Genomic DNA, 25,939 nt, shown 5'->3' on the forward strand with positions numbered 1-25,939 from the left:
TCGTATCGCAGCCAAAGAAAATGCCCGCATCGTGAGATGCGGGCATTTTTTATGCGCCGTGCTTCCTAAACCGCAGCGAAGAATGGCAAGGCCAGGTACAGCTTGATCACGATGACGTTAACGATATCGATGAAGAACGCTCCTACCATCGGCACCACCAGAAACGCGATTTGCGAAGGGCCATAGCGCTGCGTCACCGCTTGCATGTTGGCAATGGCCGTAGGCGTGGCACCCAGACCGAAGCCGCAATGTCCCGCGGCCAGCACTGCGGCATCGTAGTTGGCGCCCATCACCCGGAACGTTACGAAAATCGCGAACAGCGCCATGACCAGCGCCTGCACGGCCAGAATGATGAAGATCGGCAATGCCAACGCCGCCAGATCCCAAAGCTTCAGCGACATCAGCGCGATCGCCAGAAACAGCGAGAGGCTGACATTGCCGAGCACGGAAACTTCACGTTCGAACACCTGATACAAGCCAAGTGCTGACAGACTGTTGCGCAACACCACACCTACAAACAGCACGCAAACAAACGTCGGCAGTTCGAACGCAGTGCCATGCAGAACGCCATTCAGAAGGTTGCCCGCGAGCAGGCTGACGGCAATCAGCGCCAGCGTTTCGACGAACGAAAACGGCGTGATCGAGCGTTCCTTGTTTGGCTGCTCAAAACCTCTTGGCAGTCGCGGCGCTTGTTGCGGATTGCAACCCGGCACTTGCACGCGCTTGATCAGCAACCGGGCAACGGGCCCACCGATCAGACCACCCAGCACCAGACCGAACGTCGCTGAGGCCAGCGCCAGCTCTGAAGCCGACGCCAGGCCATATTTCTCGCTGAACACCGCGCCCCATGCCGCGCCAGTGCCGTGGCCGCCGGCCAGCGTGATCGAGCCCGTCAGCAAGCCCATCAAAGGGTCGAGCCCGAGCAGGGTTGCCAAGCCGATACCCATGGCATTTTGCACCACCAGCAAGCCAATGACCGCCAGCAGGAAGATACCGACTATGCGGCCGCCCTTCTTCAGACTGGCAAGGTCAGCACTCAAGCCAATGGTGGCAAAGAAAGCCAACATCAGGGGGGTTTGCAATGATGTATCGAAGCGCACTTCAATGTCGAAAGTGCGCAATATCAACAGGAGCACGGCAACCACCAGGCCACCCGCTACCGGTTCAGGAATATTGTAACTTCGCAGAAAGCCGACACGCGTAACAAGTCCGCGTCCGAGCAGCAGTACTAAAGAAGCGGCCACGAGCGTGCCGTAGAAATCGAGCTCAATCATGTGGATTATTCTTGGCTAAGTATTCACGAGGCGAGCGTTTACCTGGGCTCGACGGGTGAACCGGCTGATTTTCTCAACACTGATTACTGGGGAATTCAAGTGCCATCGATGGCTTGAACATATCGGAATGTTTCAACCGAAACATTACATCGGGCAACTTTAACAACCAGCTCGCGCCAATAACAAGAACGGGAATAAGCACTGGACCGATCAGTTGTGACCAAAGATGTAATAGAGGAACATCAGCAAATAAATGCCAAACCGCACATCGTTAACAGACTAGTCCTACAACAAAAACCAATTATTAAGTTGCACAAATAAAAATACCCCGATAAGTCGGGGTATTTTCATATTGCGACACAACAGACTTTCACTTGATCAATCGCCAGGTGAACGGATATCTGTATGGGAAACCTTCGTTGGCTTTGACCCCTGCAATGATCGTCAGGACCAGTGCGGCGATCGCCAACAAACCAAACAGGAAGAAACCAATGATCAGCAGCATGAGCAGGAAGCAGATCATTGAGGCTATCGCCACCGTGATCTGAAAATTCAGCGCCTCTTTGCCCTGTGCATCGATAAAAGGGTCTTTCTCGCGCTTCATCTGCCATAGGATCAACGGCCCGATCAGATTGCCGAACGGAATCCAGATCCCCAGCAAGGCGGACAGGTGACAGAACATTGCCCACTGGCGAACCTCCTGGCTCGGTTTGGGCAGCAACTCTTGCTCGTCACTCATCATGTCCTCCTTGTGGTCGAAAACCTCAGTCGGCCAGTGCAGCCTTCTGCAGTTCGAAGATCTCGGTCATGCCTTTCTTCGCCAGTTCCAGCATGGCGTTCAAGTCTTCAGGCTGGAACGGCGCGCCTTCAGCAGTGCCCTGCACTTCGATGAAACCGCCGGTGCTGGTCATCACTACGTTCAGGTCGGTTTCAGCAGCGGAATCTTCAAGATAGTCCAGATCCAGCACCGGCTCGCCCTGGTACATGCCCACCGAGACTGCACCGATCATCTGCTTGAGCGGGTCACCGCCTTTCAGGCCGCCGCGCTTCTTGATCACTTTCAGGGCATCGACCAGCGCAACCATGGCGCCGGTGATGGACGCGGTGCGAGTACCGCCATCGGCCTGGATCACGTCGCAATCGACATACAGGGTCACGTCGCCAAGCTTGGACATATCCAGCGCCGCGCGCAGGGAGCGGCCGATCAGACGCTGGATTTCGAGAGTACGACCGCCCTGCTTGCCACGGCTGGCCTCACGCTGGTTACGCTCACCGGTGGCGCGCGGCAGCATGCCGTACTCGGCAGTCAACCAGCCCTGGCCCTGGCCTTTGAGGAAGCGCGGCACGCCATTTTCGACGCTGACGGTGCAGATGACTTTGGTATCACCGAATTCGACCAGTACGGATCCCTCGGCGTGTTTGGTGTAGTTGCGGGTGATGCGGATCGAGCGGAGCTGATCGGCAGCGCGACCACTTGGACGTTTCATAGGGATACCTGTACTGAGGACGGAAAACTGCCGAGCATTATAGAGCCCTGCACCGCGAGTGGGCACTGGTTAAAACCGCCGGCCGACGACCGAAGCCCCTCAAGCGCGCATAACCGACGGGCTGCAGCGCTTTGTCACACCGTGTGTTTGGGCGCATTCGCCGCACTGCGCTACAATCCTGCGCCTTTGCTGCCAGTCGGCTTAAATTCATTGAAATCGCGCCTGCGAAACAGCGTTTCGCGCCGATCTGCATTGCGAGGTCACCGCCATGGTGCACAGCATGACCGCCTTCGCCCGCGTCGAGAAAGCCGGCGTTCAGGGCACCCTGAGCTGGGAACTGCGCTCGGTCAACAGCCGCTATCTGGAACCGCACCTGCGCTTGCCCGAATCGTTTCGCGACCTCGAAGGCGCCGTGCGTGAAGCACTGCGTCAGGGCCTGTCGCGGGGCAAACTGGAATGTACGCTGCGCTTCACCGAAGAAAGCACTGGCAAACCGCTGCAAGTGGACCGCGAGCGCGCCGCGCAACTGGTGGCCGCTGCGGAAACCGTTGCCGGTCTGATCAAGAATCCTGCTGCGCTGAATCCGCTGGAAGTGCTGGCCTGGCCCGGCGTGCTGGTGGCCGATGCGACCGACCCGCAAGCGCTGAACGCCGAAGCGCTGGCGCTGTTCAATCAGGGCTTGAAGGATCTTAAGGCTGGCCGCGAGCGCGAAGGCGCGGAGCTGGCTCGTCTGATCAACGACCGCCTGACCTCCATCGAAGAGGACGTGGTGACCCTGCGTGAACTGGTGCCGCAGATGCTCGCCACCCAGCGCCAGAAGGTCCTCGATCGCTTCGCCGACATGAAGGCCGAGCTCGACCCGCAGCGCCTGGAACAGGAAATGGTCATCCTCGCGCAAAAAAGCGACGTGGCCGAAGAACTGGATCGCCTGAGCACTCACATCATCGAAGTCCGCCGGGTGCTCAAGTCCGGTGGTGCCGCCGGGCGGCGTCTGGACTTCCTGATGCAGGAGCTCAACCGCGAAGCCAACACACTCGGCTCCAAAGCCTTCGACCCGCGCAGCACCCAGGCCGCCGTCAACCTCAAGGTGTTGATCGAGCAGATGCGCGAACAAGTGCAGAATATTGAGTAAGGCTACCCTGACATGACCCAACACACCGGCACCCTGTACATCATTTCCGCGCCATCGGGCGCGGGCAAGAGCAGTCTGGTCAAGGCGTTGACCGACGCCGACCCGGAGATCCGCGTTTCGGTCTCGCACACCACCCGCGCCATGCGCCCGGGCGAAGTGGATGGCGTGAACTACCATTTCGTGACCCGCGAAGAGTTCGTGAAGATGGGCGAGCACGGCGACTTTCTTGAACGCGCCGAGGTCTTCGGCAACTTCTACGGCACCTCGCAAAGCCGCCTGCAGCAGACGCTGGACGAAGGTCACGACCTGATTCTGGAAATCGACTGGCAAGGCGCCGAGCAAGTGCGCAAGCTGATGCCGCAAGCACGCTCGATCTTCATCCTGCCGCCATCGCTGCAAGCCCTGCACCAGCGCCTGACCAACCGCGGCCAGGACAGCGACGAGATCATCGACGGCCGCATGCGCGAAGCGGTCAGCGAGATGAGCCATTACGTCGATTACGATTACCTGATCATCAACGACGATTTCGCCCACGCGCTGGACGATCTGAAAGCGATTTTCCGCGCCAATCAGCTGCAACAGAAACGCCAGCAAGTGCGTTTCGGCAAATTGCTGGCTGAGTTGCTCGGCTAAAACAGCACTTCCCAAAATGCCTGCAAGCGCTTTACATTGGTGCTTGCAGCGCGTTGAAGGGTCTGGTCAAAAAATCAGCGCTTCCCTAATCGCTGGTGATTTTTTAAACTGCTCAGTCCGCTCGCCCAACCGGGCAGCGCGCATATTGCATTCGCTCCGAGGAATACCATGGCCCGCGTAACCGTTGAAGACTGCCTAGAACACGTGGAAAACCGCTTTGAGCTGGTCATGCTCTCTACCAAGCGTGCCCGTCAACTGGCCACCGGCGGCAAAGAGCCATTGGTGCAGTGGGAAAACGACAAGCCGACCGTTGTCGCGCTGCGTGAAATTGCTGAAGGCCTGATGAGCTACGAGTTCATCGCCGAGCAGGAAATCGTCCAGGATGAACCGCTGTTCGCAGCGTTCGAGGACGAGTCGAACGAGGCCGTCTAAGCCTATGCCTGGTCGACGTAGCACGGCGCGGGGTCACAGCTTTCGGCAGGAATCATCATGCCGAGCATAGACGCCCTCGCCGATCGCTTATCGACCTACCTCGGCAACGACCAGGTCAACCTGGTCCGCCGAGCGTATTTCTACGCCGAACAAGCCCATGACGGTCAACGCCGTCGCAGCGGCGAGGCGTATGTCACGCATCCTCTTGCCGTGGCCAATATTCTTGCCGACATGCACATGGACCATCAGAGCCTGATGGCCGCGATGCTGCATGACGTGATCGAAGACACCGGTATCGCCAAGGAAGCGCTGCAAGCGCAGTTTGGTGAAACCGTGGCCGAACTGGTCGACGGGGTCAGCAAACTGACCCAGATGAATTTCGAGACCAAGGCCGAAGCGCAGGCGGAAAACTTCCAGAAAATGGCCATGGCCATGGCGCGCGACATCCGGGTGATCCTGGTCAAGCTCGCCGACCGTCTGCACAACATGCGCACGCTGGAAGTGCTGTCCGGCGAAAAACGCCGGCGTATCGCCAAGGAAACCCTCGAGATCTACGCACCCATCGCCAACCGGCTGGGCATGCACGCGATCCGCATCGAATTCGAAGACCTCGGCTTCAAGGCCATGCACCCGATGCGTTCCGCGCGGATCTACCAGGCGGTCAAGCGCGCCCGGGGCAACCGCAAGGAAATCGTCAACAAGATCGAAGAGTCCCTCGGTCACTGCCTCGCCATCGACGGCATCCAGGGCGAAGTCAGCGGTCGCCAGAAACACCTCTACGGCATCTACAAGAAAATGCGCGGCAAGCGTCGGGCCTTCAACGAAATCATGGACGTTTACGCGTTCCGGATCATCGTCGACAAGGTCGATACCTGCTACCGCGTATTGGGTGCTGTGCATAATTTGTACAAACCGTTGCCAGGGCGCTTCAAGGATTACATCGCGATCCCCAAGGCCAACGGCTATCAGTCGCTGCACACCACGTTGTTCGGCATGCACGGTGTACCGATCGAGATCCAGATCCGCACCCGCGAAATGGAAGAAATGGCCAACAACGGCATCGCCGCCCATTGGCTGTACAAATCCAGCGGTGACGAGCAACCGAAAGGCACGCACGCCCGCGCTCGCCAGTGGGTCAAAGGCGTGCTGGAAATGCAGCAACGCGCCGGCAACTCGCTGGAATTCATCGAAAGCGTGAAGATCGACCTGTTCCCGGACGAGGTTTACGTGTTCACGCCCAAAGGCCGGATCATGGAGCTGCCAAAAGGCTCCACGGCGGTCGACTTTGCCTACGCAGTGCACACCGATGTCGGCAACAGCTGCATCGCCTGCCGGATCAACCGTCGTCTCGCGCCGCTGTCGGAACCGCTGCAAAGCGGCTCCACGGTCGAAATCGTCAGCGCCCCCGGCGCACGGCCGAACCCGGCGTGGCTCAACTTCGTGGTCACCGGCAAGGCACGCACACATATTCGTCATGCGCTGAAGCTGCAGCGCCGCTCCGAGTCCATCAGCCTCGGCGAACGCCTGCTGAACAAGGTGCTCAACGGTTTCGATAGCGCGCTGGAAAAGATTCCGGCGGAACGCGTCAAGGCGATGCTCACCGAGTACCGCCTCGAACTGATCGAAGACCTGCTCGAAGACATCGGCCTGGGCAACCGTATGGCGTACGTGGTCGCCCGTCGCCTGCTTGGCGAAGGCGAGCAGCTGCCGAGTCCGGAAGGTCCGCTGGCGATTCGCGGTACCGAAGGCCTGGTGCTCAGCTACGCCAAATGCTGCACGCCGATCCCGGGCGACCCGATTGTCGGGCACCTGTCGGCGGGCAAAGGCATGGTCGTGCACCTGGATAACTGCCGCAACATCAGCGAAATCAGGCACAACCCGGAAAAATGCATCCAGCTCTCGTGGGCCAAGGATGTCACCGGCGAATTCAACGTCGAGCTGCGCGTCGAGCTGGAACACCAGCGTGGCCTGATCGCCCTGCTGGCCAGCAGCGTCAACGCGGCCGACGGCAATATCGAGAAAATCAGCATGGACGAACGCGATGGTCGCATCAGCGTCGTGCAGTTGGTGGTCAGCGTCCACGACCGTGTGCACCTGGCCCGCGTGATCAAGAAACTGCGCGCCTTGACCGGGGTGATCCGCATCACCCGCATGCGCGCATAACCTGCCTATTACAAGGAGTCCTACATGACCAAAACCGTCATCACCAGCGACAAGGCCCCGGCCGCCATCGGTACTTACTCCCAGGCGATCAAGGCAGGCAACACCGTTTACATGTCGGGCCAGATTCCTCTGGACCCAAAAACCATGGAACTGGTTGAGGGCTTCGAAACCCAGACCGTCCAGGTCTTCGAGAACCTCAAAGCCGTGGCCGAAGCTGCCGGCGGTTCGTTCAAGGACATCGTCAAACTGAACATCTTCCTCACCGACCTGAGCCACTTCGCCAAGGTCAACGAGATCATGGGCAAGTACTTCGACCAGCCATACCCGGCCCGCGCCGCCATTGGCGTGGCCGCCCTGCCGAAGGGTGCGCAGGTTGAAATGGATGCCATTCTGGTCATCGAGTGATGCGCACGGCGCGGCCTTCACGCCGCGCCGACTGCTGCAAGAAAAGGTTTTGAAAGGATTTCACCATGCGCAAAGCGCTAGCTCTCTCGCTGCTCGCCCTGTTTCTCGGCGGCTGCGCCAGCGACCCTGCCGACCGTGACATCAGCGGCACCTGGATCAACCAGGTGGCGATCGATGCCGCCGCCAAGGGCGGTCCCCTGCGTGAAGCGCTGCAGGCTTACGGCCCGAATCTGGAGTGGGACGTCAACACCAAGGCCGGCCAGGCCCGCTATACCAACGGTTTTGAGAACGTCGAAGGACGGCTGCTGGGCGAAGAGTCCGGCGCCTGGAAAGTCGACTTCTATGGCAGCTCCGCCAGCGAACTGAAACGCGATGGCGGGCGCCTGCAGCAAGCTGCCAGCGACAACGAACCCGAACAAGTCTTCGATCGCGCACAGATCCCCGTGCCGGAAGGCGCGCCAATCGGTGCCAGCTTCGAACGCGCGCTCTACTCAGCATACCTGGGCGGCAACTGGATCATCGCCAGTGGCCAGGGTGAAGGCGGCACCGTGCAGTTCCAGGCCGACGGCCAGGTGACCGGCCTGCCGGGCGTTGACCGTTATGCCTTGTGTCTGGCCGGCGATTGCGCGTCGATGAGCAATGGCAACGACAGCATGTGGCTGCAACTCAATGGCCAGGGCAATAACTGGATCTTTGTGCGCAAGGGCAAGGAGCTGGAGATTTTGCAAGCAGTCAACGCTGCGCTGGCGGATGAGCAACCGCAGTTTGCCGCGGGTGAGCGCAAGTGGTTGCTGGAAAAACAGTAACCTGCTTCCGAAACCTCAGAAGATCAAATGTGGGAGCGAGCCTGCTCGCGAACGCGGTGGGTCAGTCGAACTGATAATGACTGACATACCGCATTCGCGAGCAGGCTCGCTCCCACAGTGGTTTTTGTGTTGCTGAAAATTCAGCACTTACCTTTAAGAATCGCTGCATAGCCTTCGCGGTAACTTGGATACTTCGGCACCCACCCCAACGCTTTCGCCCGCGCATTGCTGCAACGCTTGCTGCCGGTGCGCCGCACACTGGCGTCGTCCGCCCATTCAGTCACACCCAGGTACTCGCGCAACCAGCCCACCACTTCGGCCAATGGCGCAGGCGCGTCATCCACACCGATATAGAGCTCGTCCAGCTTGACGCCCTCGCGGTCTTTTTCCAGCAAGAACGCCAGCAGCCCCGCTGCATCATCGGCATGAATACGATTGCCATACAGCGGTGGCTCCGTAGCTACGCGATACCCGCGACGCACCTGAGTCAGCAGCCACTCGCGGCCCGGGCCGTAAATGCCGGTCAGGCGCAGCACGCTTGCCGGAATGCCGCTATTGAGCGCGACCTGCTCGGCTTCGAGCATCAAGCGACCTGAATATCCGGCCGCGACAGTCTCGGAGGTCTCATCCACCCATGCTCCATCCTGCTGGCCGTACACGCTGCTGCTGGACACGAAGATCAGCCGCTCAGGCACTTGCCCATAGTCACCCAGCCAGCTCAGCACATTCTGCAAACCCTGCACGTAAGCTTTGCGATAGCCCTCTTCGTCGTGATCGGTGGCCGCCGCGCAATACACCAGATAATCGACAGCGCCTACCGGCCAGGTCGCCGGACACTCTTCGCCGAACAGGTCGCCGGCGACGCCGATGACACCCTCCGGCAGCTTGGAAACGTCGCGGCGCAGGCCATGAACTTGCCAGCCAGCCGCCAGCAATTGCGTGGCCAAACGACTGCCGACATCACCACAACCGGCAATCAAAACAGAAGGCGCGGACATCAGAAAACTCCCATCAGAAAGGCACAGACTAGCTCTGGCGCAGGACGAACGGCTAGCAATGAAGGAAAAAAAGTTACTCTATTACTTTTGTTAACAAGAATTACTTGCAATAATGCACGCCACTTTTGTTCTCGGCCTCACGAGGCCTGGAAGAGCAACAACGTTTTTCTATCTCAGGTCCGGCCAGCATGACACGTAATCAAACTCCCGCTTCGCCAACCACTCGACCTCGCGCCTGGAGCGCCGTCGCGGCTCTGTTGCTCAGCCTGATGCTGGCACCGACCGCCGCCTTCGCCGACGCTCAAGCACCCGCCACCCCAGCCGCCACCGAGCAGAGCGCACCCGCTGCCGCTCCGGCTGCACCAGCCGCCACCGATCCGGTGCAGGCTGTCGACGCCGCCGACGCACCTGAAGCCCTCGAAGCCGACAACACCTTGGGCATGGCCCACGACCTTTCGCCGTGGGGTATGTACCAGAACGCCGACATCATCGTGAAAATCGTGATGATCGGTCTGGCCATCGCTTCGATCATCACCTGGACTATCTGGATCGCCAAAGGCTTCGAGCTGATGGGCGCCAAGCGTCGTCTGCGTGGCGAAATCGCTGCACTGAAAAAAGCCACCACCCTCAAGGAAGCCAGCGCCACGGCTGGCAAGGAAGGCACCCTCGCCAACCTGCTGGTGCATGACGCGCTTGAAGAGATGCGCCTGTCGGTCAACAGCCGCGAGAAAGAAGGCATCAAGGAACGCGTCAGCTTCCGCCTCGAGCGCCTCGTTGCTGCCTGCGGTCGCAACATGAGCAGCGGCACCGGCGTCCTCGCCACCATCGGTTCGACCGCACCGTTCGTAGGTCTGTTCGGTACCGTGTGGGGCATCATGAACTCGTTCATCGGCATCGCCAAAACCCAGACGACCAACCTTGCAGTTGTCGCACCGGGTATCGCTGAAGCGCTGCTGGCCACTGCACTGGGTCTGGTTGCGGCGATTCCTGCTGTGGTGATCTACAACGTCTTCGCCCGTTCCATCGCCGGTTACAAGGCGCAGGTCTCCGATGCCTCGGCAGAAGTCCTGTTGCTGGTCAGCCGCGATCTCGACCACCAGCCTGAGCGCAGCTCGCAGCCGCACATGGTTAAAGTGGGGTAATCGGCCATGGGCCTGCATTTGAAAGAAGGCGCAGACGACGATCTGGCCGAGAACCACGAAATCAACGTCACGCCGTTCATCGACGTGATGCTGGTGCTGTTGATCATATTCATGGTGGCCGCGCCGTTGGCCACTGTGGACATCAAAGTCGACCTGCCGGCCTCGACCGCCAAACCGGCGCCGCGGCCAGAGAAACCGGTGTTCCTCAGTGTGAAAGCGGACCAGCGCCTGTTCCTCGGTGACGACGAAGTGAAAGCCGAAACCCTCGGCGCTACCCTCGACGCCAAGACCCAGGGCAAGAAAGACACCACCATCTTCTTCCAGGCTGACAAAGGCGTGGATTACGGTGACCTGATGAGCGTGATGGACAGCCTGCGCGCCGCCGGTTACCTGAAGGTCGGTCTGGTCGGACTTGAGACGGCAGCCAAGAAATGATCACGACGCGCCATAAGCTGACGCGTTACAGCGGTAGCCTGGCCGTGGTGCTGGGCGTGCACGCGCTGGCCATCGCGCTGGCGCTGAACTGGACCGCCCGCCCGCCCATCGAATTGCCGCCGCAGGCAATGATGGTCGAGCTGGCCCCGTTGCCTGCCCCGCCACCGCCGGCTCCGCCGAAAGTCGTCACACCGCCGCAGCCACCGGCTCCGGTGGAAGAATTGCCGATTCCGAAACTGGCTGAAGCACCAAAAGCGGAAATCGCGGTACCCAAACCCAAGCCGAAGCCCAAGCCAAAACCGCCGAAGCCGGTCGAGAAAAAGCTGCCCGAGCCGCCGAAGGAGAAACCTTCCGAGGAGAAACCGGCCGATACCCAGCCGACCCAGGCACCGACGGAGAAATCCGCCCAGCCTGCACCAGGTCCGTCGCCGGCTCAGTTGGCGGCCAAGGCCAGTTGGCAAGGCACTCTGCTCGCGCATCTGCAGAAGTACAAGAAGTACCCGCAGAGTGCGCAGTCGCGGGGCAAGGAAGGCTTGAATCGTCTGCGTTTCGTGGTCGATGGCGAAGGTAATGTGCTGTCGTTCGAACTGGTGGGCCGCTCTGGCAACGCTGATCTGGACCGGGCCACCCTGGACATGATCCGCCGCGCGCAACCGCTGCCCAAGCCGCCGGCCGACATGCTCAACAACGGCTCGATCGAAATTGTTGCGCCGTTTGTTTATTCGCTGGAACGCCGCCGCTAAGCAACACCGCAATACCTGTGGGAGCTGGCTTGCCAGCTCCCACAAGGTTCTCCGCCAGCCGAGAGAACCAAGCCAAGAGGCACCGAAAGGTGCCTTTTGCATATCTGCCAGCGGCAAACCGACCTCGACCGGTGTCGCACTCAGCCCGCAGTCTGATAACGTGCGTCTATCGATTGCAGCCGGTATGCTTGGCGCGCATCTTCATGGACGCTTGCTATGACCCTCACAGAATTACGCTACATCGTTACCCTCGCCCAAGAGCAGCATTTCGGCCATGCCGCCGAGCGTTGCCACGTCAGTCAGCCGACGCTGTCGGTGGGCGTGAAAAAACTTGAAGACGAACTCGGTGTGCTGATTTTCGAGCGCAGCAAAAGCGCCGTGCGCCTGACCCCGGTCGGCGAGGGCATCGTCGCCCAGGCGCAGAAAGTCCTCGAACAAGCCCAGGGCATCCGTGAACTGGCCCAGGCCGGCAAGAACCAGCTGACCGCACCGCTGAAAGTCGGCGCCATCTACACCGTCGGCCCGTACCTGTTCCCGCATCTGATTCCACAACTGCACCGGGTCGCCCCGCAGATGCCGTTGTACATCGAAGAAAACTTTACCCACGTGCTGCGCGACAAACTGCGCAACGGCGAGCTCGACGCGATCATCATCGCCCTGCCGTTCAATGAAGCCGACGTGCTGACCCTGCCGCTTTACGACGAGCCGTTCTACGTGCTCATGCCGGCCCAGCATCCGTGGACCAAGAAAGAATCCATCGACGCCGGCCTGCTCAACGACAAGAGCCTGCTGCTGCTCGGTGAAGGTCACTGTTTCCGCGATCAGGTGCTCGAAGCCTGCCCGACCCTGACCAAAGGCAACGACGGCGCCAAGCACACCACGGTAGAATCCAGCTCGCTGGAAACCATTCGCCACATGGTCGCGTCCGGCCTGGGCATCTCGATCCTGCCGCTGTCGGCGGTGGACAGCCATCACTACGCCCCCGGCGTGATCGAAGTGCGCCCACTGACCGCGCCGGTGCCGTTCCGCACCGTGGCGATCGCCTGGCGCGCCAGCTTCCCACGGCCGAAAGCCATCGAGATCCTCGCCGACTCCATTCGCCTGTGCTCGGTGGCCAAGCCAGCGGCGCCGGTCACGGCCGGTTAAGCGAGCGTCATGACGGAGCTGTCGCAAGTGTCGGTGACGGCACTCAAGGGTGTCGGCGAAGCCATGGCCGAGAAACTGGCTAAGGTCGGCCTCGAGAGTCTGCAGGACGTGCTCTTCCACTTGCCGCTGCGTTATCAGGATCGCACCCGCGTGGTGCCGATCGGCGCATTGCGACCGGGGCAGGACGCCGTGGTCGAAGGCACCGTCAGCGGTGCCGACGTGGTCATGGGTCGCCGCCGCAGTCTGGTCGTGCGCTTGCAGGACGGCACCGGCGGGCTGAGCCTGCGCTTCTACCATTTCAGCAATGCGCAGAAAGAAGGCCTCAAGCGTGGCACGCGGGTTCGCTGCTACGGTGAAGCCCGGCCCGGCGCCTCAGGCCTGGAAATCTACCACCCCGAATACCGCGCCATCACCGGCGACGAACCGCCGCCAGTGGATGAAACCCTGACCCCGGTCTACCCGCTCACCGAAGGGCTGACCCAGCAGCGCCTGCGCCAGTTGTGCATGCAGACCTTGACGCTGCTCAAGCCGAGCACCCTGCCGGACTGGCTGCCGACCGAACTGGCCCGCGACTACCAACTGGCGCCGCTGGCCGACGCGATCCGTTACCTGCACAACCCGCCCGCCGATGCCGACGTCGATGAACTCGCCCTTGGCCATCACTGGGCGCAGCATCGCCTGGCTTTCGAAGAACTGCTCACGCATCAACTGTCGCAACAGCGTCTGCGCGAAAGCATGCGTTCACTGCGCGCGCCGGCGATGCCGAAAGCCACAAAGCTGCCACCGAAATATCTGAAAAACCTCGGCTTCAACCCGACCGGCGCGCAACAGCGCGTCGGCAACGAAATCGCCTACGACCTCAGTCAGCACGAACCGATGTTGCGCCTGATTCAGGGTGACGTTGGCGCGGGGAAGACCGTGGTTGCCGCCCTCGCCGCCCTGCAAGCGCTGGAGGCCGGTTACCAGGTTGCATTGATGGCGCCGACCGAGATCCTCGCCGAACAACACTTCATCACCTTCAAGCGCTGGCTCGAACCGCTGGGCATTGAAGTCGCGTGGCTGGCCGGCAAGCTCAAAGGCAAAAACCGCGTCGCCGCGCTGGAGCAGATCGCCAGCGGCACACCAATGGTGGTCGGCACCCACGCGCTGTTCCAGGACGAAGTGCAGTTCAAGAATCTGGCGCTGGTGATCATCGACGAACAGCACCGCTTCGGCGTGCAACAGCGTCTGGCGCTGCGGCAGAAAGGCGTTGGCGGGCGCATGTGCCCGCACCAACTGATCATGACCGCCACACCGATTCCACGGACGCTGGCGATGAGCGCCTACGCCGACCTCGACACCTCGATCCTCGATGAATTGCCGCCCGGGCGTACCCCGGTCAACACCGTGCTGGTCACCGACACCCGCCGCGTCGAAGTCATCGAACGGGTGCGCAGCGCCTGTGCCGAAGGTCGTCAGGCCTATTGGGTGTGTACGCTGATTGAAGAATCGGAAGAGCTGACCTGTCAGGCCGCCGAAACCACGTTCGAAGACCTCACTGCCGCCCTCGGCGAATTGAAAGTCGGGCTGATTCACGGCCGCATGAAACCGGTCGAAAAAGCTGCGGTGATGGCCGAGTTCAAGGCCGGCAACCTGCAACTGCTGGTGGCGACCACGGTGATCGAAGTCGGCGTCGACGTGCCCAACGCCAGCCTGATGATCATCGAAAACCCCGAGCGCCTCGGCCTCGCGCAGCTGCACCAGTTGCGCGGTCGCGTCGGCCGGGGCAGCGCCGCCAGCCATTGCGTACTGCTCTACCATCCGCCGCTGTCGCAGATCGGTCGCCAGCGCCTGGGCATCATGCGCGAGACCAACGACGGTTTCGTCATCGCCGAAAAGGACCTCGAACTGCGCGGCCCCGGGGAAATGCTCGGCACCCGCCAGACCGGCCTGCTGCAATTCAAGGTCGCCGACCTGATGCGCGACGCCGATTTATTGCCCGCCGTGCGCGATGCAGCCCAGGCTTTGCTGGAGCGCTGGCCGACCCACGTCAGCCCATTGCTTGACCGTTGGCTGCGGCATGGGCAGCAATACGGCCAAGTGTGAGCACCGTCGCAGTTTGTGCAGGATCGTTCCTACAGAGCTGGTTATACTCCTGCCATTGTTTCAAAAACGGATACAGACCATGACCGAAGCTGCTCTCGTCCCCGAATCTCCGCAAGCTCCGTCTGTTATTCGGCTGCTGCTCAACAAGCTGGGCGTTGCCTACGAAGAAGTGCTCGACCACCACGGCCTCAATGCCTCGCGCAAAGTGCAGGCCGTGTTGCTGGACGACGCCGTGGGCGCGTTGATGGTGCTGTTTCCACAGAGCCAGTTGCTGGATCTCAATCGCCTCGCCGAACTCACTGGTCGCCGACTCACAGCCGTGTCCACCGAACGCCTGGAAAAGATGCTCGGCAAACACAATCTGAGCCTGCTCCCAGGCCTGCCGGCGCTAACCAGTTCGCCGTGCCTCTACGAAGAAAGCCTGCTGCGCGAGCCGAAGCTGCTGATCAACTCCGGCGAGCCGGGCCTGCTGCTGGAAATCAGCAGCGAAGACTTCAAATCGATGCTGACCAAGGCCAGCGCCGCCAACTTCGGCGAAGCCCTGAGCAGCATCCGCCCGAACCTCGACCGCCCGGACGATGACCGCGAGGAAATCACCCAGGCCGTGCAGGCGTTCACCGCGCGGCGCATTCAGCAGCGTCTGGAAGCGACCATCGAGATTCCGCCGCTGGCCGAAACCGCGCAAAAAATCATCAAGCTGCGCGTTGACCCCAATGCCACCATCGACGACATCACCGGCGTGGTTGAAACCGACCCGGCGCTGGCCGCGCAAGTGGTGAGCTGGGCGGCGTCGCCGTACTACGCCTCGCCGGGCAAGATTCGTTCGGTGGAAGACGCGATCGTCCGCGTGCTGGGCTTCGATCTGGTGATCAACCTCGCGCTGGGCCTGGCCCTCGGCAAGACCCTGAGCCTGCCCAAAGACCACCCGCAACACACCACGCCGTACTGGCAGCAGTCGATCTACACCGCCGCCGTCATCGAAGGCCTGACCCGCGCCATGCCGCGCGCCCAGCGCCCGGAAGCCGGCCTGACGTATCTGGCCGGTCTGCTGCATAACTTCGGTTACCTGCTGCTGGCCCACGTGTTTCCGCCGCACTTCTCGCTGATCTGCCGCCACCTGGAGGTCAACCCGCACCTTTGCCACAGCTACATCGAGCAACACCTGCTCGGTATCAGCCGTGAACAGATCGGCTCGTGGCTGATGCGCTACTGGGACATGCCGGATGAACTGGCCACCGCCCTGCGCTTCCAGCACGACCCAAGCTACGACGGCGCCTACGCCGAATACCCGAACCTCGTCTGCCTGGCCGTACGCCTGCTACGCAGCCGCGGGATTGGCTCCGGGCCGGATGAAGATATTCCGGATGCCCTGCTTGAACGCGTCGGCCTGAGCCGTGACAAAGCCAACGATGTCGTCAGCAAAGTGCTTGAGGCTGAAGTGCTGCTGCGTGAACTGGCTTCGCAGTTCAGCCAGGCATAAACAATCCGCTCTCACGAGATCATTTCAAATCGGTGAGAGCGGGCTTTCATCAGTGCTTATCAAGAAAAGTAGCGCGCTATCCACCCGCCAACAGGAAGGCTAAGCTCGTCTTTATAAAGTTCACCGCAGATGGCAATTTTGCCTTGGGACGTGATCACTGCATCCAGGGCAGACGCCATTCGATCGGGCTGACTAAAAGCCAACCAGCCCTTATCAGTGTTGAATGACTTATCGAGCGTACCGGTGAGTAAGTAACGTGCGCACACTGCCTGCGTATCGTAAAAAATATCTCCGCTGCCACTTGTGCCGGCAACGATCAACTTACTGTCCTCCGCTCCGCCAAACGCGCAAGATTGCCACTGCTGACCTTTCTCAGGTGATAGCTTGGAATACAACGGTTTACCTTCGTTGAACACTAGATTCGGTGAGCCGTTCTCGTTGAGCACGACAATTACACCTGTACCCTCGGGAAAATTGTCTTCGAATTGACCTCCTACTATGGCAATCATCCCGTCCTTTGTTCTGACGGCAATATCGCGAAAACGGGGCATATAACGGGACGTAAGCACCACATCGGGAAATTCCTCGTCCCGCACTCCATCCTCTTTGAAACGCACAACATAGGTACCAAAGGTACCTGCATCAAAGTAATCGCCAATTACTACTAAACTACCGTCCGCCTGTGCAGCCACTCCACGCGCGGCATTATCACCAGCAATTCCCAACTCAACCCAGGTCGAACCGGTCTTGTTAAAGGTTTTGTCTAATGTTCCATCAGGATTGAGTCGTATAACCGAACCCTTGGTTTGCGAAGAAGAAGGATCGTAAGTAAAAGTAGCCAGGACAATTTTGCCGCCTGGCAACTCGATGCCGCGTACTCCAGAATTGTCGCCGCCCTGAACAACTGACACGGCATCCAGGCCCGCACTTCGCCGGGCAGTACGCAACGCTCCTCTGCTAAGAGTTGCGGGCACCGCACGGTCTGGAAGAACAAGGACTCCGCCCTTGCCAAACTTGTCGTTGAGACTGCCATCGTCCAGAAGTCGAACAACCAAAAGACCGTTTTCATTAGGTCGCCATGAGTACTCCAAGACGATCAGGAATCCGCCATCACTGAGTAGGCTGGAGCCTAAAATGCTAACAATGTGTTTCTCAGGAATCGTAATGCGCGCAAAACCCCGCTGTTCCACCCCGAAGCCGGTGCCTGCATCGAGTTGCCCTTTTTCAGTGAGTCGCACGATCACGAAGCCGCGGGGATAACCCGGCTCATTCGCCACCGCAACCAGCCTGCCATCGGGCAGAGAAACAATGGCATGGGGAGCGATGCTGGCGAATTCAGGGAAATCCCAAATGCGTGCTCCGTTGTTACCAAACTCAAGATCGGGCGTGCCAGACTTGGTAGTCATGATAGTTATTCTCCAACAGGTTCAGTCCCTTTACCGCTGGACCATCTCCTCATGAAGCACCAAGACGCCAGTAAAAGCACCTGTCACTTCTGACAGGTGCTTATGGTATTTAGAGACAAATGACCGACTTGGCGAGCCAGCGACCAATATCAGGCCTTATTCGGTTTAGCCTTGCGCGGCTTCAAATACTTCATCAAGCCCTGAAACCACATCACCAGCGCCGGATTGCCCTTGAGCTGGATCGACTTGTCCTGAATCCCCTGCATAAACGCCAACTGCTTGTTCTTCGCCTGCATTGTGGCAAAGCCATAACCGGCATCTTTAAACGCAATCGCAAACGCCGGCTCCGGCACCACGCCAGACTTGCTGGTGATGCGCTGATCCTTGACCACGAAATGCCGCGCCACTTTCCCGTCCAGCGTCTGCAGCTGAAACACCAGATCCTTGTCACCCAACTGCTGCTGGAACGCAGGATTTGTCCGGCTGGCCTTACCCATCAACAAACCCATCATCCACAGGAGAAAACGAAATTTCATGCGCACAGCCTCAAAAGGAAAATGAACGGCCGGGGCAGTGTAAGGGATTCGGACGATAACGCCAGTATCTCACACTGTTGGAAGAGGATGCAGACCATTTCCCGCACGATGACCACCAAGTCACGATTCAGCGCTCGCCCACTGATCGTTCCCCCGCTCCGCGTGGGAATGCATCCCGAGACGCTCCGCGTCTCACCACTCACCTTTCCTACACCTGTTGAAACACATCCCTGTAGGAGCCGGCGAAGCCTGCGATCTTTTGATCTTCCGGCCCGCGAATCCATGGGAAATTTCCTGCAAAGTGCGGGGCTGTCCATGAACTAGGCGAGCTTGAAGATCACCGATAGGCTTCCTGCGTCATCGGGTATTCGGTGACCGGATGTGCAAGTCCGAATTCGGGAGCAATTTCTTCTTACTCCAAGGGATTTACACCGATGACCAATTCAACTACCAGCACCGAGGACACCTCCCCCTACGAATCCTTCGATTCAAGAAAACTACATGAAGCCGCCAAACGCGCCCTTGATCACCACTTCGGCAAATCTGATCTCTCTCAGGCCCCACGCCGTGAAGGCTTGTTCAGCCTGAACCAGGACATCGACGCCGAAGCCCTCTTGGCCAACGCCTCGGAAGACCTGCTGTCCATCAGCATCATCGCTGCGGATCTTGCGGACGACATAGATGGCTCACGCCGCTCGGTTGCATTGGCATTGAGTAGGATGGCGGACGGGGTGAGATTGATGGTGGAAGGGACGCTCGACCAGATTGAAGTGCGAAGCGTGGCGGCCAAGTTTTAGTGAGATTCGCGGATGAAAAAGAGGGGGCGTTGAGTCCCCTTTCTCGATGATCCCTGTTTTACCACCGACAGCCTGTCTCTGGAGATGCATCCATGGTGATGTCTTGTTCAAATGAATACTTCTTTCCGGATTTGTAGTTCGTGTAAGTCATCCCGTAAATTCGAGCACCCTGGCTGACCATTTCATATTCGCCTGTCAGCGAGTCTTCGGTCACTTCTACCCAAGTTGTCGTGAACTGAGAAGGCCGCCCCTCTGCCATGACTTCCTCTTCGACACTCCGATAGACAAGGGGAAGGACCTTTCGGGACTTCGTGTACTTGACCCCTGCTCCGCTCCACCGTGAGACGATGTCGTAATAGGATCGAAACTCGAAATTGATGTTCTTGCCTTCCAACGAACGGAAGCAGGAAACCTCGGTGGTAACCTCACCTAGGGCGGTCAGCGGTATTAGAAGAAGCGCAGAAATAAACGCAAACGACGATTTCAAACCGATCATTCCTTAGCGACTTATGGGCAATTGAAAGTGCATTTCTGCGAACTTTACGGGAATAGGGCCCGAATCATTTCTTGGAGACTCCAGCACTGCGCTCACCCACCCTCGCCGGGATCTTCGAAACCTTCCCCGCTTCAGACATTCGCGATGCGTATTGCTTGTACGCCGCCACCGCCCGCTCTTTATCGTTCACGGCCCAATAACTGTCAGCGAGATTCAGGTAAGCAACCGTCCTGTTTGGGTGGTTGGCAATCACTGCATTGAGCAACTCAATCGACTCAGCGTAGTAACCCGCCTCGCCGAGCAGAAAACCGAGGTCGTTGGACCAGCCGGGACGCTGCGGGTAGTAGTACTTTGCGACGATATAGCTATCCGGGGGACAAGTGTCATGCGAGCCACCGCCCATCAACGCGTAGCTCATCGTATCCTTGAAGGAAGAGTCATCACCCTTTCGGTAGGCTGCCAGCGCCATATCCAGCAAATCAGCCGAATTGACGGTCATCAATTTCTTTCTAACGCCCTCAATACTGCCAGTACGAGCAACCTGCAGCTTCTGCAGCACTTCACGCCCATCGAAAGAAGCGAGAGTGATGGGGCCCAGTGTCTGCACCGGCAACTCCACTGCGCTAACAAGCGACCGGTCACAGGAGTCGTTATTCGCCACCTCCAGCAGAGCTTTCAGCTCAAACTGCTTTGAACCTCTGTTGAAGGCGAACAACAGGTTGAAGTTGTAAACCGCGTTATCTTCCTCGCTGGTTACCAGCGCGATGTAATCCCCAGCCTCAACGAACGGTTGCTTGACCACAGCTTCCTCAGCCTGTGGATCAATGACGGTCATGACGCCAGGGCGACCTTTGAGTACATGGACGCTGAAGACACCCTGAAGCGCAGACGAGTACTGACTCTTGATCAGAGGCAGCGCCTTCGACGTATCGAGCAAGATGTCCTCATCACGCGCTTGTTCCGGCGCAATCGACAATCGGTTAGAAACTTCGTCCGCATCACCCGCCAGCACAAACACCTTTTGCCGTGATGCATCACCCAGCAAGCTAGCCGGAATTTCCTTGAGGACTTGTGGGGCAGCGAGTGCGGGAGAACCCGGTACAGCGACACAACAAGTTAGAGCGCAGAGAACGCTCTGCAATACGCGTTTCACTTTCTTCAATCCTTGATTCAATCAAATGATGTCCAAATACGTCCCAATTGAGCCCCGATTAGGCACCGGGTTCAGGCGCGCCGCATTTCAGCTCTTTGATTTGCTCGTTCTTGATCGGAATCACACAAGCGAGGCGCTTTTCTCCGAGCCCACGAAGCTCCGTCAAACTGAGCGTCACGTGCAACCCATCGTCGGCAAACGCATGATCCTCAAACCCGGCATCGGCATAGTCCGTCCAAAAAGCCTTGCCCTCGAAATTGCAAAACCGCTTGGAAGACAGCACTCTCCAACCGCCGTTGGGCGCCAGTATCTGGACCGTCAGACATGGGCTGCCAAAGGTGCTGACATAACGTGCCACAATATCGCCGAAGCGCTGAGAGCCGGACAGGTACACCTTGTTGAGATCGACCACATTACCCGGCTCATCAGCGACGATTGTGTTCAGGTAGGCCGCACGCTCCAGACTCAGTCTGGCCATGCAGTTGTTAACCGTTGTGACATGCGCTGCCACCCCAGGCTCGATTTCCGTGGCTTCAAGTGGGCAGGTGGTGTCGCGCAGCTTGATCCAGGCGCGCTGGGACTCTCTGGCCATTGCGACCAGCGCCTTACCCTGCTCAGGGTCACGCCGTTGTTGAGTCTCAAACCGTCCCAGCAGTTTCTTGTAGCTGGCATTGAGTTGCGTGTCGGCTTCTTTGCGAGCTGCCTCCACACACCGATCGACCTGAGCACTCACGGTGATTTCTTTGCAGTCGTCCTCGGCCATCGCAAAAGAGGCAAACAGGCATCCAAAGGACAACGCGATAAAACGCGCAAACATGTTCAATTTTTCATTCCCTGAATGACGGATCGCTCAACTACGCGTTGTGGAGTTTTCTGCGCCTTGCCGTCGGCGCTCATCGCGTCGCGGTACTGGCTGTAATAGCGCTGCGCTTCGTCTTTGCGATCGAGACGCCAGAGTGAATCGGCGATGTTCAACATCAGTACCGTGCGTTTACCAACGGCCTCAACGCCGCGATAAAACTTCAGCGCCAGCTCATCGTTGCCGCCCTCGGCCAAGTAGAAAGCCAAGTCGTTAAAAGCTTGAACATTGCGCGCCGGTGGGTGACAAGCCATATAGGACTCTGGACTTATAGTGCGAAGATTGAATGCGAGTTCTTCCACGCGAGATTGCGGCATCTCAATATTTGAGACCTGCTTCAATAAGTCCTTTGGAGACGGCGTCTGCATGACGAGGTCAGGCGCATCCTCTTCCCCGGAAGTCCACCGATTGCCCTCCCACTTGCCGTAGCAAAACCTGGCTGCAGGCTGACTGAGCACGCAACCGGTCTCCATCGAAATGACCCCGCAACCAGTTTCCTCTGTTGGGATTTCTTCACCCTCCTGGCCAATGACAACGCCATACAGAGTCTGAAGGAGGAGCAATGTTTTCTTGTCGGGACTTAACCAAGCCTCATGCGTTTCAGTACCCACCGCGGGTACATAGAGGGGAAACGTTTTTCCATTGGCGGTAAACGAGGCAACCGCCGCCTCCGCAGCAGGCCTGCCCCATGTCTTGTCCTTCAATGTCACTAAGTGCCCGCCAACCCCCACGATCTGAATATTTTCAGACAAGGCATTGGCTGAAGCTGTCAGGCTCATGACAATCATCAACCACTTAAGGCTGCCCGCGAGAAGACGGTTCATCCACTCACTCCTCATCCATCGGCGACGATTCCACGTCGGTCATGCTCAGCAGCCGGAATTCGTTGTTCACAAATTCGTAGTAACGGTCCCGGTTGCCGCTTTCCAAAGCATTCCCCTGCGCATCTTCTTCGCCGTCGAGCGTGATGCCGGACACGATGATCAAACGGCTGTCGGGCTGGTAAACCATGCCGAACGTGCTGCCGTCGTAAGCATTCGGCAGACCGCCAACCACTTCACCGGTCTGGGCGTCCAGCACTTCGCCGCATATAGCGCTACCGCCACAGCCGAGCCTACGAAGGATGTAATGGCCGGCGAAGTTGACCTTGCCTTTCAGGGCTTGCACCCGTGCCTGATCCATCATTGGGCTGCTGTTTTCTTGGGGCACCAGCTTATGGTTGGGGCCGGTGAAAACTGGCGTGACGGTGTAATCCTTGAAGGTTGGATCGGCAGCGAATGCCATGGACGCGGCAGCCAATATCAAGCTGCCGAGAAGAACCGAAAATCCTTTCACGTAGTAACTCCGTAAATGCAGCGGGGACCGTCGGCTTACTCAGCCTGCCCTTCGTAACGCTGTGTCTGCGGGTCGAATTGCCACAGATGTGGCCGGGTCATGGCCTTTTCACCCTTGTAGCGAATCCGCCCGCGCTTGTCCCTGATGTAGGAGTAGATCTCGATGTCCTTGAACTCACCTCCCCCCTTGGCTGGGCCGTCCAGAACTTTGACCCCGGCGAAGTAACCGCCGCCCGAATACCTCAAATAACCACGGCACTGGATCAGGAAGGCGAATGTGCTATCCATTGATGAGCCAATGCCGACGCGGGAATTGAAGATGAAGTCTTCGATGCCATCGCCATTTAGATCGCCGCGAAAAACCACGTGGCCCGGATCGATAGAAAATTCTTTTCCATCGAGACTGGAAAGTATGTCTTCCGGATGTTCACTGCTCTGCGACCATTGCGATAAGAAATATTTTGAGTCAGCTTCCTGATTGCAAACATCTGCCGCCATAACCGCTATCGGCAACCAGCTCACACATAACACCAGCAATCGTTTCACTTCGTATCCTTCGAATTGATCAATTCCAACTCACCATCCCGATACAACACCTCACACCCCACCCACGCCGGATCAACCTGCGGCATCACCGCCGACGGCTTGCGCAATTCGCGTAGCAACGTCGAACCATGCGACAAGCGCCCGCCCATTCGCGCAATCACCGCCCGCGCGGTTTGGTAGTGTGCATGCCGCCCGGGATCGAGTGTGTCTTCGAGCAAAATATCCTCGCCCAGAATGCCCTGCACTTGCCCCGGATAAATCATGAACCCGGTGGCCTGCTCCGCACCTTCGCGACCGTCCTGCCAGAAGCTGCCGTCTCGGGTGCGAACATCGGGATGCGGTGCAAACCAGTGCTCGCGATCCGACAGCGGCATCGCGTGGTGCAGGCGGAAGAAGATGCGCATCAGGTTGTCGCGATACCACTCGCGTACTTGCAGGTAGTAACCGCGTAGGCCCGGCAGGCCGGTCGAATGCGCTAGGCGGATCAGCCCTGACCATTGCGGGAATGCTTGTAACGGCAGCTCAGTCGCCGTAGGTCGAGGCGTAGCGGGATCGGTTTCCCACGGCAATCGATGCGGGCTGTTTTGGAGGTTGTCGTACGCGGTCGGCGGGCGGCCCAGCCAGTCGCCGCCACTGCTGGCCAGCGCCGTGGCGATGCACAGATTGCCTTGCACCACGAACACGTAAAACCGGGTGAACCAGTCCGCAAGTTGTTGGCCATTGGCACTCTGGGCGAAGAGTTCGGCCAGCTCCCGATCAAAGCGCTGCAAGCCATTTTCAAGGCTCAGCAAATGGCTGCGAGCCTTGCGTTGCATGCGCAAAAACAGCGGCAACGAACGCAACATCTTCAGTGGCTGCCACGGCAAATGCGGCGTCGCACCACCGACTTCACCAGCGTAGTTATCGGCGCTGATGCCCCAGTCGGCCAGCCGGGCGAGGAACAGGTCGTTGTTGATGTAGGAAGCGCCGCCGAACACGGCGGTGAACGGCTCGTTGTCCTGCAACACCCGCGCATCCCAACGCGCCATGATCGCCGGGATACTTGCCGCTGCCCGGCGCTGGGCGTACTCCACAAAAACGCTCGGTTGCGGCGGCAGGATCTCGGCGATGTTGGCGGCAGTCAGGTGTCGGCGCCAGCCGTAGTCGCTGATCGGCCGGTATTGCAGCAGCCAGAGTTGCGAGCCATCCCAGGCCCATTCGACGTCGCCGGGCACGTAATGGAACACGCGCAACACGTCTTGCAGAAAGCGCCAGAGCAGGTCTTCGGTCAATCCATGGGACGGCGTGAACGTGCCGCTTCGCCACGCATCGCCGAGCCGCGAAAGCGTTGCTCGCGAAGGGCTGACGTGACCGTCGGCCAGCGATTCGAGATGGCCTTCAACCCACTCAAGTTCTACCGAGAGATGGCGCACGAACGCGATGCCGGAAACGACCGGCGTGATGAAGCGCTGCACCACCACTTCCTCGACGCCTTCGGCCGTCAGTTCGGCGATGCGTTTCGGCACGTTGGCGGTCGGCTCGCGCAGATAGGTGGTGCTCAAACCGGCATTCGCCGAATCGGCCTGATCCTCACCGTAACTGGAGGAGCGCACCGCCCAGGTCACATCAGGTTGGGCGGCGAGAAATGCCGGCAGACGCGGATCGCTGCAATCGTTGAGCGTCAGCGCCGCCGGCACCGCTTGCCGCGCCAGTTCGGCCAGGCGCAAACGCCCGCCCTTGGTGTGGGCGACAAACCCGCGCTCGCCCGACTCCAGCCACTCGGCGAATTCGGCGGGCGAGTCGATCCACGGGTAATGGCCCCAACCGGGTTTCAGGCTGATGGTCAGATCTGCGCGGGCGAGAATCGCCGACCACGCTGCCGCTTGCTCGATACCGAGCACAGCGTCCTGATCGCCCCAAACCACCTCGACCGGATCGGTGATCCACTCCAGCAGCGGCAACGCGGTGTCGGCGCGAATCAGATCCCAGTGCGGCACAAACGCACGGCAGCGCGCATAGCCGGCGCCCATGCGCTGGTACTGCGCGGGCGTCCAGGTCTGGTTAGAGAACTTGCGCGCGAACAGCGTGGGTTTGTTCGACAGCAGCCAGTGGATGGTCTTGCGGATCGGCAGCGGCGACATTAATGCCGGCAAGCGACGCTGCCACAAAAACGCCCCAACCGGCGCCAACAGAACACTACGCGAAAAGTGCCCGGGCCGACGTTGCAACGCGTGCAGCACCAGCAACGCGTTGACCCCGACCGCCATGATCGCGCTGCCCTGCTTCGTCATCGCCAGCAAGGTTTGCGCGTAGTCCGCCAGATCCTCGCAGGGCGGTTGCGGATTGGCGCCGAAGCCCGGCAACTCCAGTGGCACCAAGTCGTAGCGCTGAAAGTGCGGCAGCGCATCGTCCCACCAATCAGCGGCGCTGCCGTTGCCGGCCAGCAGGTACATCAACGGCTTGCTCATGAGC

Annotated in this window: 26 protein-coding genes; 13 read left to right on the forward strand and 13 right to left on the reverse strand. The window is 59.3% G+C overall.

Annotation, left to right across the window (positions count from 1 at the left end; genetic code table 11):
• Positions 1–65: 65 nt before the first annotated feature.
• The 3 genes from gltS to rph all read right to left on the reverse strand — a co-directional run bounded on the left by gltS (position 66) and on the right by rph (position 2,761).
• Entirely contained in the window at positions 66–1,274 is a 1,209-nt protein-coding gene (gltS, locus tag AC0Z5Z_RS02120; protein ID WP_150742911.1) for a sodium/glutamate symporter, read from the reverse strand.
• 370 nt (positions 1,275–1,644) lie between these two features.
• On the reverse strand, positions 1,645–2,013 hold the full coding sequence (locus tag AC0Z5Z_RS02125; RefSeq protein ID WP_016772541.1) for a DUF4870 domain-containing protein: 369 nt from the start codon (positions 2,011–2,013) through the stop codon (positions 1,645–1,647).
• Positions 2,014–2,038: 25 nt separating this feature from the next.
• Positions 2,039–2,761: a ribonuclease PH gene (gene rph, locus AC0Z5Z_RS02130; RefSeq protein ID WP_150742910.1), complete on the reverse strand. Its 723-nt coding sequence runs from the start codon at positions 2,759–2,761 to the stop codon at positions 2,039–2,041.
• A gap of 268 nt (positions 2,762–3,029) precedes the next feature.
• On the opposite strand from rph, the gene AC0Z5Z_RS02135 reads away from it, so the two are divergent.
• The 6 genes from AC0Z5Z_RS02135 to AC0Z5Z_RS02160 all read left to right on the forward strand — a co-directional run bounded on the left by AC0Z5Z_RS02135 (position 3,030) and on the right by AC0Z5Z_RS02160 (position 8,332).
• Positions 3,030–3,893: a YicC/YloC family endoribonuclease gene (locus tag AC0Z5Z_RS02135; RefSeq protein ID WP_016770639.1), complete on the forward strand. Its 864-nt coding sequence runs from the start codon at positions 3,030–3,032 to the stop codon at positions 3,891–3,893.
• A gap of 12 nt (positions 3,894–3,905) precedes the next feature.
• Positions 3,906–4,526, forward strand: a complete 621-nt coding sequence (gene gmk, locus AC0Z5Z_RS02140) for a guanylate kinase (protein ID WP_039757364.1) — start codon at positions 3,906–3,908, stop codon at positions 4,524–4,526.
• Positions 4,527–4,694: 168 nt separating this feature from the next.
• Positions 4,695–4,958, forward strand: a complete 264-nt coding sequence (rpoZ, locus tag AC0Z5Z_RS02145) for a DNA-directed RNA polymerase subunit omega (protein ID WP_008030604.1) — start codon at positions 4,695–4,697, stop codon at positions 4,956–4,958.
• A gap of 57 nt (positions 4,959–5,015) precedes the next feature.
• Positions 5,016–7,121: a bifunctional GTP diphosphokinase/guanosine-3',5'-bis pyrophosphate 3'-pyrophosphohydrolase gene (gene spoT / locus AC0Z5Z_RS02150; RefSeq protein ID WP_064589822.1), complete on the forward strand. Its 2,106-nt coding sequence runs from the start codon at positions 5,016–5,018 to the stop codon at positions 7,119–7,121.
• 24 nt (positions 7,122–7,145) lie between these two features.
• Positions 7,146–7,526: a RidA family protein gene (locus AC0Z5Z_RS02155; RefSeq protein ID WP_150742909.1), complete on the forward strand. Its 381-nt coding sequence runs from the start codon at positions 7,146–7,148 to the stop codon at positions 7,524–7,526.
• A gap of 65 nt (positions 7,527–7,591) precedes the next feature.
• Positions 7,592–8,332 (forward strand): hypothetical protein, encoded by a 741-nt coding sequence (locus AC0Z5Z_RS02160; protein WP_016772538.1) that lies wholly within the window; start codon positions 7,592–7,594, stop codon positions 8,330–8,332.
• Positions 8,333–8,472: 140 nt separating this feature from the next.
• On the opposite strand, the gene AC0Z5Z_RS02165 is transcribed toward AC0Z5Z_RS02160, so the two are convergent.
• Positions 8,473–9,330, reverse strand: a complete 858-nt coding sequence (locus tag AC0Z5Z_RS02165; protein ID WP_485610638.1) for an SDR family oxidoreductase — start codon at positions 9,328–9,330, stop codon at positions 8,473–8,475.
• 188 nt (positions 9,331–9,518) lie between these two features.
• On the opposite strand from AC0Z5Z_RS02165, the gene exbB reads away from it, so the two are divergent.
• From exbB to AC0Z5Z_RS02195, 6 genes are all read left to right on the forward strand, one after another.
• Positions 9,519–10,472, forward strand: coding sequence for a tonB-system energizer ExbB (exbB, locus tag AC0Z5Z_RS02170; RefSeq protein WP_041476629.1), 954 nt, complete (start codon positions 9,519–9,521; stop codon positions 10,470–10,472).
• A gap of 6 nt (positions 10,473–10,478) precedes the next feature.
• On the forward strand, positions 10,479–10,907 hold the full coding sequence (gene exbD / locus AC0Z5Z_RS02175; protein ID WP_016772535.1) for a TonB system transport protein ExbD: 429 nt from the start codon (positions 10,479–10,481) through the stop codon (positions 10,905–10,907).
• The gene (locus AC0Z5Z_RS02180) at positions 10,904–11,650 is read left to right on the forward strand and encodes a TonB family protein (RefSeq protein WP_042608108.1); all 747 of its coding nucleotides are present in this window, start codon (positions 10,904–10,906) and stop codon (positions 11,648–11,650) included. The genes exbD and AC0Z5Z_RS02180 overlap by 4 nt, the downstream gene beginning before the upstream one ends.
• Before the next feature lie 216 nt (positions 11,651–11,866).
• Positions 11,867–12,796: a hydrogen peroxide-inducible genes activator gene (locus tag AC0Z5Z_RS02185; protein WP_024014805.1), complete on the forward strand. Its 930-nt coding sequence runs from the start codon at positions 11,867–11,869 to the stop codon at positions 12,794–12,796.
• Positions 12,797–12,805: 9 nt separating this feature from the next.
• Positions 12,806–14,881: an ATP-dependent DNA helicase RecG gene (gene recG / locus AC0Z5Z_RS02190; protein ID WP_485610639.1), complete on the forward strand. Its 2,076-nt coding sequence runs from the start codon at positions 12,806–12,808 to the stop codon at positions 14,879–14,881.
• A 79-nt stretch (positions 14,882–14,960) separates the two neighbouring features.
• Positions 14,961–16,361 carry an aminoacyl-tRNA deacylase and HDOD domain-containing protein gene (locus AC0Z5Z_RS02195; RefSeq protein WP_041476626.1) on the forward strand — a complete coding sequence of 467 codons (1,401 nt, stop codon included), beginning with the start codon at positions 14,961–14,963 and terminating at the stop codon, positions 16,359–16,361.
• 59 nt (positions 16,362–16,420) lie between these two features.
• Here the strand turns inward: AC0Z5Z_RS02195 and AC0Z5Z_RS02200 are convergent, their stop codons facing one another.
• Both AC0Z5Z_RS02200 and AC0Z5Z_RS02205 read right to left on the reverse strand, forming a co-directional pair.
• Entirely contained in the window at positions 16,421–17,767 is a 1,347-nt protein-coding gene (locus AC0Z5Z_RS02200; RefSeq protein ID WP_463559552.1) for a delta-60 repeat domain-containing protein, read from the reverse strand.
• 149 nt (positions 17,768–17,916) lie between these two features.
• Complete coding sequence (locus tag AC0Z5Z_RS02205) at positions 17,917–18,303, reverse strand: SCP2 sterol-binding domain-containing protein (RefSeq protein ID WP_252879099.1); 387 nt, start codon at positions 18,301–18,303, stop codon at positions 17,917–17,919.
• A 434-nt stretch (positions 18,304–18,737) separates the two neighbouring features.
• Between AC0Z5Z_RS02205 and AC0Z5Z_RS02210 the strand changes: the two genes are divergently transcribed.
• The gene (locus AC0Z5Z_RS02210) at positions 18,738–19,100 is read left to right on the forward strand and encodes a DUF6124 family protein (protein WP_485610640.1); all 363 of its coding nucleotides are present in this window, start codon (positions 18,738–18,740) and stop codon (positions 19,098–19,100) included.
• A 58-nt stretch (positions 19,101–19,158) separates the two neighbouring features.
• Here the strand turns inward: AC0Z5Z_RS02210 and AC0Z5Z_RS02215 are convergent, their stop codons facing one another.
• The 7 genes from AC0Z5Z_RS02215 to AC0Z5Z_RS02245 form a co-directional block, all read right to left on the reverse strand.
• Complete coding sequence (locus AC0Z5Z_RS02215) at positions 19,159–19,587, reverse strand: hypothetical protein (RefSeq protein ID WP_485610641.1); 429 nt, start codon at positions 19,585–19,587, stop codon at positions 19,159–19,161.
• A 73-nt stretch (positions 19,588–19,660) separates the two neighbouring features.
• Positions 19,661–20,749: a tetratricopeptide repeat protein gene (locus AC0Z5Z_RS02220; protein WP_485610642.1), complete on the reverse strand. Its 1,089-nt coding sequence runs from the start codon at positions 20,747–20,749 to the stop codon at positions 19,661–19,663.
• A 58-nt stretch (positions 20,750–20,807) separates the two neighbouring features.
• Entirely contained in the window at positions 20,808–21,566 is a 759-nt protein-coding gene (locus AC0Z5Z_RS02225) for a lysozyme inhibitor LprI family protein (protein WP_252882871.1), read from the reverse strand.
• 2 nt (positions 21,567–21,568) lie between these two features.
• The gene (locus AC0Z5Z_RS02230; protein ID WP_150742899.1) at positions 21,569–22,432 is read right to left on the reverse strand and encodes a tetratricopeptide repeat protein; all 864 of its coding nucleotides are present in this window, start codon (positions 22,430–22,432) and stop codon (positions 21,569–21,571) included.
• A 4-nt stretch (positions 22,433–22,436) separates the two neighbouring features.
• Complete coding sequence (locus AC0Z5Z_RS02235) at positions 22,437–22,892, reverse strand: hypothetical protein (protein ID WP_150742969.1); 456 nt, start codon at positions 22,890–22,892, stop codon at positions 22,437–22,439.
• Positions 22,893–22,978: 86 nt separating this feature from the next.
• Positions 22,979–23,488 (reverse strand): hypothetical protein, encoded by a 510-nt coding sequence (locus AC0Z5Z_RS02240; protein ID WP_150742898.1) that lies wholly within the window; start codon positions 23,486–23,488, stop codon positions 22,979–22,981.
• Entirely contained in the window at positions 23,485–25,935 is a 2,451-nt protein-coding gene (locus AC0Z5Z_RS02245) for an alpha/beta fold hydrolase (RefSeq protein WP_252882872.1), read from the reverse strand. The genes AC0Z5Z_RS02240 and AC0Z5Z_RS02245 overlap by 4 nt, the downstream gene beginning before the upstream one ends.
• Between the last annotated feature and the right edge of the window lie 4 nt (positions 25,936–25,939).

The sequence above is a fragment of the Pseudomonas sp. 1L-E-NC-VB-C3 genome (assembly GCF_057291535.1).

Coding starts and splice junctions, on each gene's coding strand:
- rpoZ (WP_008030604.1), top strand. CDS start 4,695: ATGGCCCGCGTAACCGTTGAAGACTGCCTAGAACACGTGGAAAACCGC.
- gmk (WP_039757364.1), top strand. CDS start 3,906: ATGACCCAACACACCGGCACCCTGTACATCATTTCCGCGCCATCGGGC.
- rph (WP_150742910.1), bottom strand. CDS start 2,761: ATGAAACGTCCAAGTGGTCGCGCTGCCGATCAGCTCCGCTCGATCCGC.
- AC0Z5Z_RS02205 (WP_252879099.1), bottom strand. CDS start 18,303: ATGAAATTTCGTTTTCTCCTGTGGATGATGGGTTTGTTGATGGGTAAG.
- gltS (WP_150742911.1), bottom strand. CDS start 1,274: ATGATTGAGCTCGATTTCTACGGCACGCTCGTGGCCGCTTCTTTAGTA.
- AC0Z5Z_RS02125 (WP_016772541.1), bottom strand. CDS start 2,013: ATGAGTGACGAGCAAGAGTTGCTGCCCAAACCGAGCCAGGAGGTTCGC.
- AC0Z5Z_RS02160 (WP_016772538.1), top strand. CDS start 7,592: ATGCGCAAAGCGCTAGCTCTCTCGCTGCTCGCCCTGTTTCTCGGCGGC.
- AC0Z5Z_RS02225 (WP_252882871.1), bottom strand. CDS start 21,566: ATGTTTGCGCGTTTTATCGCGTTGTCCTTTGGATGCCTGTTTGCCTCT.
- AC0Z5Z_RS02195 (WP_041476626.1), top strand. CDS start 14,961: ATGACCGAAGCTGCTCTCGTCCCCGAATCTCCGCAAGCTCCGTCTGTT.
- AC0Z5Z_RS02235 (WP_150742969.1), bottom strand. CDS start 22,892: ATGGCATTCGCTGCCGATCCAACCTTCAAGGATTACACCGTCACGCCA.
- AC0Z5Z_RS02185 (WP_024014805.1), top strand. CDS start 11,867: ATGACCCTCACAGAATTACGCTACATCGTTACCCTCGCCCAAGAGCAG.
- AC0Z5Z_RS02165 (WP_485610638.1), bottom strand. CDS start 9,330: ATGTCCGCGCCTTCTGTTTTGATTGCCGGTTGTGGTGATGTCGGCAGT.
- AC0Z5Z_RS02210 (WP_485610640.1), top strand. CDS start 18,738: ATGACCAATTCAACTACCAGCACCGAGGACACCTCCCCCTACGAATCC.
- AC0Z5Z_RS02245 (WP_252882872.1), bottom strand. CDS start 25,935: ATGAGCAAGCCGTTGATGTACCTGCTGGCCGGCAACGGCAGCGCCGCT.
- AC0Z5Z_RS02200 (WP_463559552.1), bottom strand. CDS start 17,767: ATGACTACCAAGTCTGGCACGCCCGATCTTGAGTTTGGTAACAACGGA.
- recG (WP_485610639.1), top strand. CDS start 12,806: ATGACGGAGCTGTCGCAAGTGTCGGTGACGGCACTCAAGGGTGTCGGC.
- AC0Z5Z_RS02135 (WP_016770639.1), top strand. CDS start 3,030: ATGGTGCACAGCATGACCGCCTTCGCCCGCGTCGAGAAAGCCGGCGTT.
- spoT (WP_064589822.1), top strand. CDS start 5,016: ATGCCGAGCATAGACGCCCTCGCCGATCGCTTATCGACCTACCTCGGC.
- exbD (WP_016772535.1), top strand. CDS start 10,479: ATGGGCCTGCATTTGAAAGAAGGCGCAGACGACGATCTGGCCGAGAAC.
- AC0Z5Z_RS02155 (WP_150742909.1), top strand. CDS start 7,146: ATGACCAAAACCGTCATCACCAGCGACAAGGCCCCGGCCGCCATCGGT.
- AC0Z5Z_RS02180 (WP_042608108.1), top strand. CDS start 10,904: ATGATCACGACGCGCCATAAGCTGACGCGTTACAGCGGTAGCCTGGCC.
- AC0Z5Z_RS02230 (WP_150742899.1), bottom strand. CDS start 22,432: ATGAACCGTCTTCTCGCGGGCAGCCTTAAGTGGTTGATGATTGTCATG.
- exbB (WP_041476629.1), top strand. CDS start 9,519: ATGACACGTAATCAAACTCCCGCTTCGCCAACCACTCGACCTCGCGCC.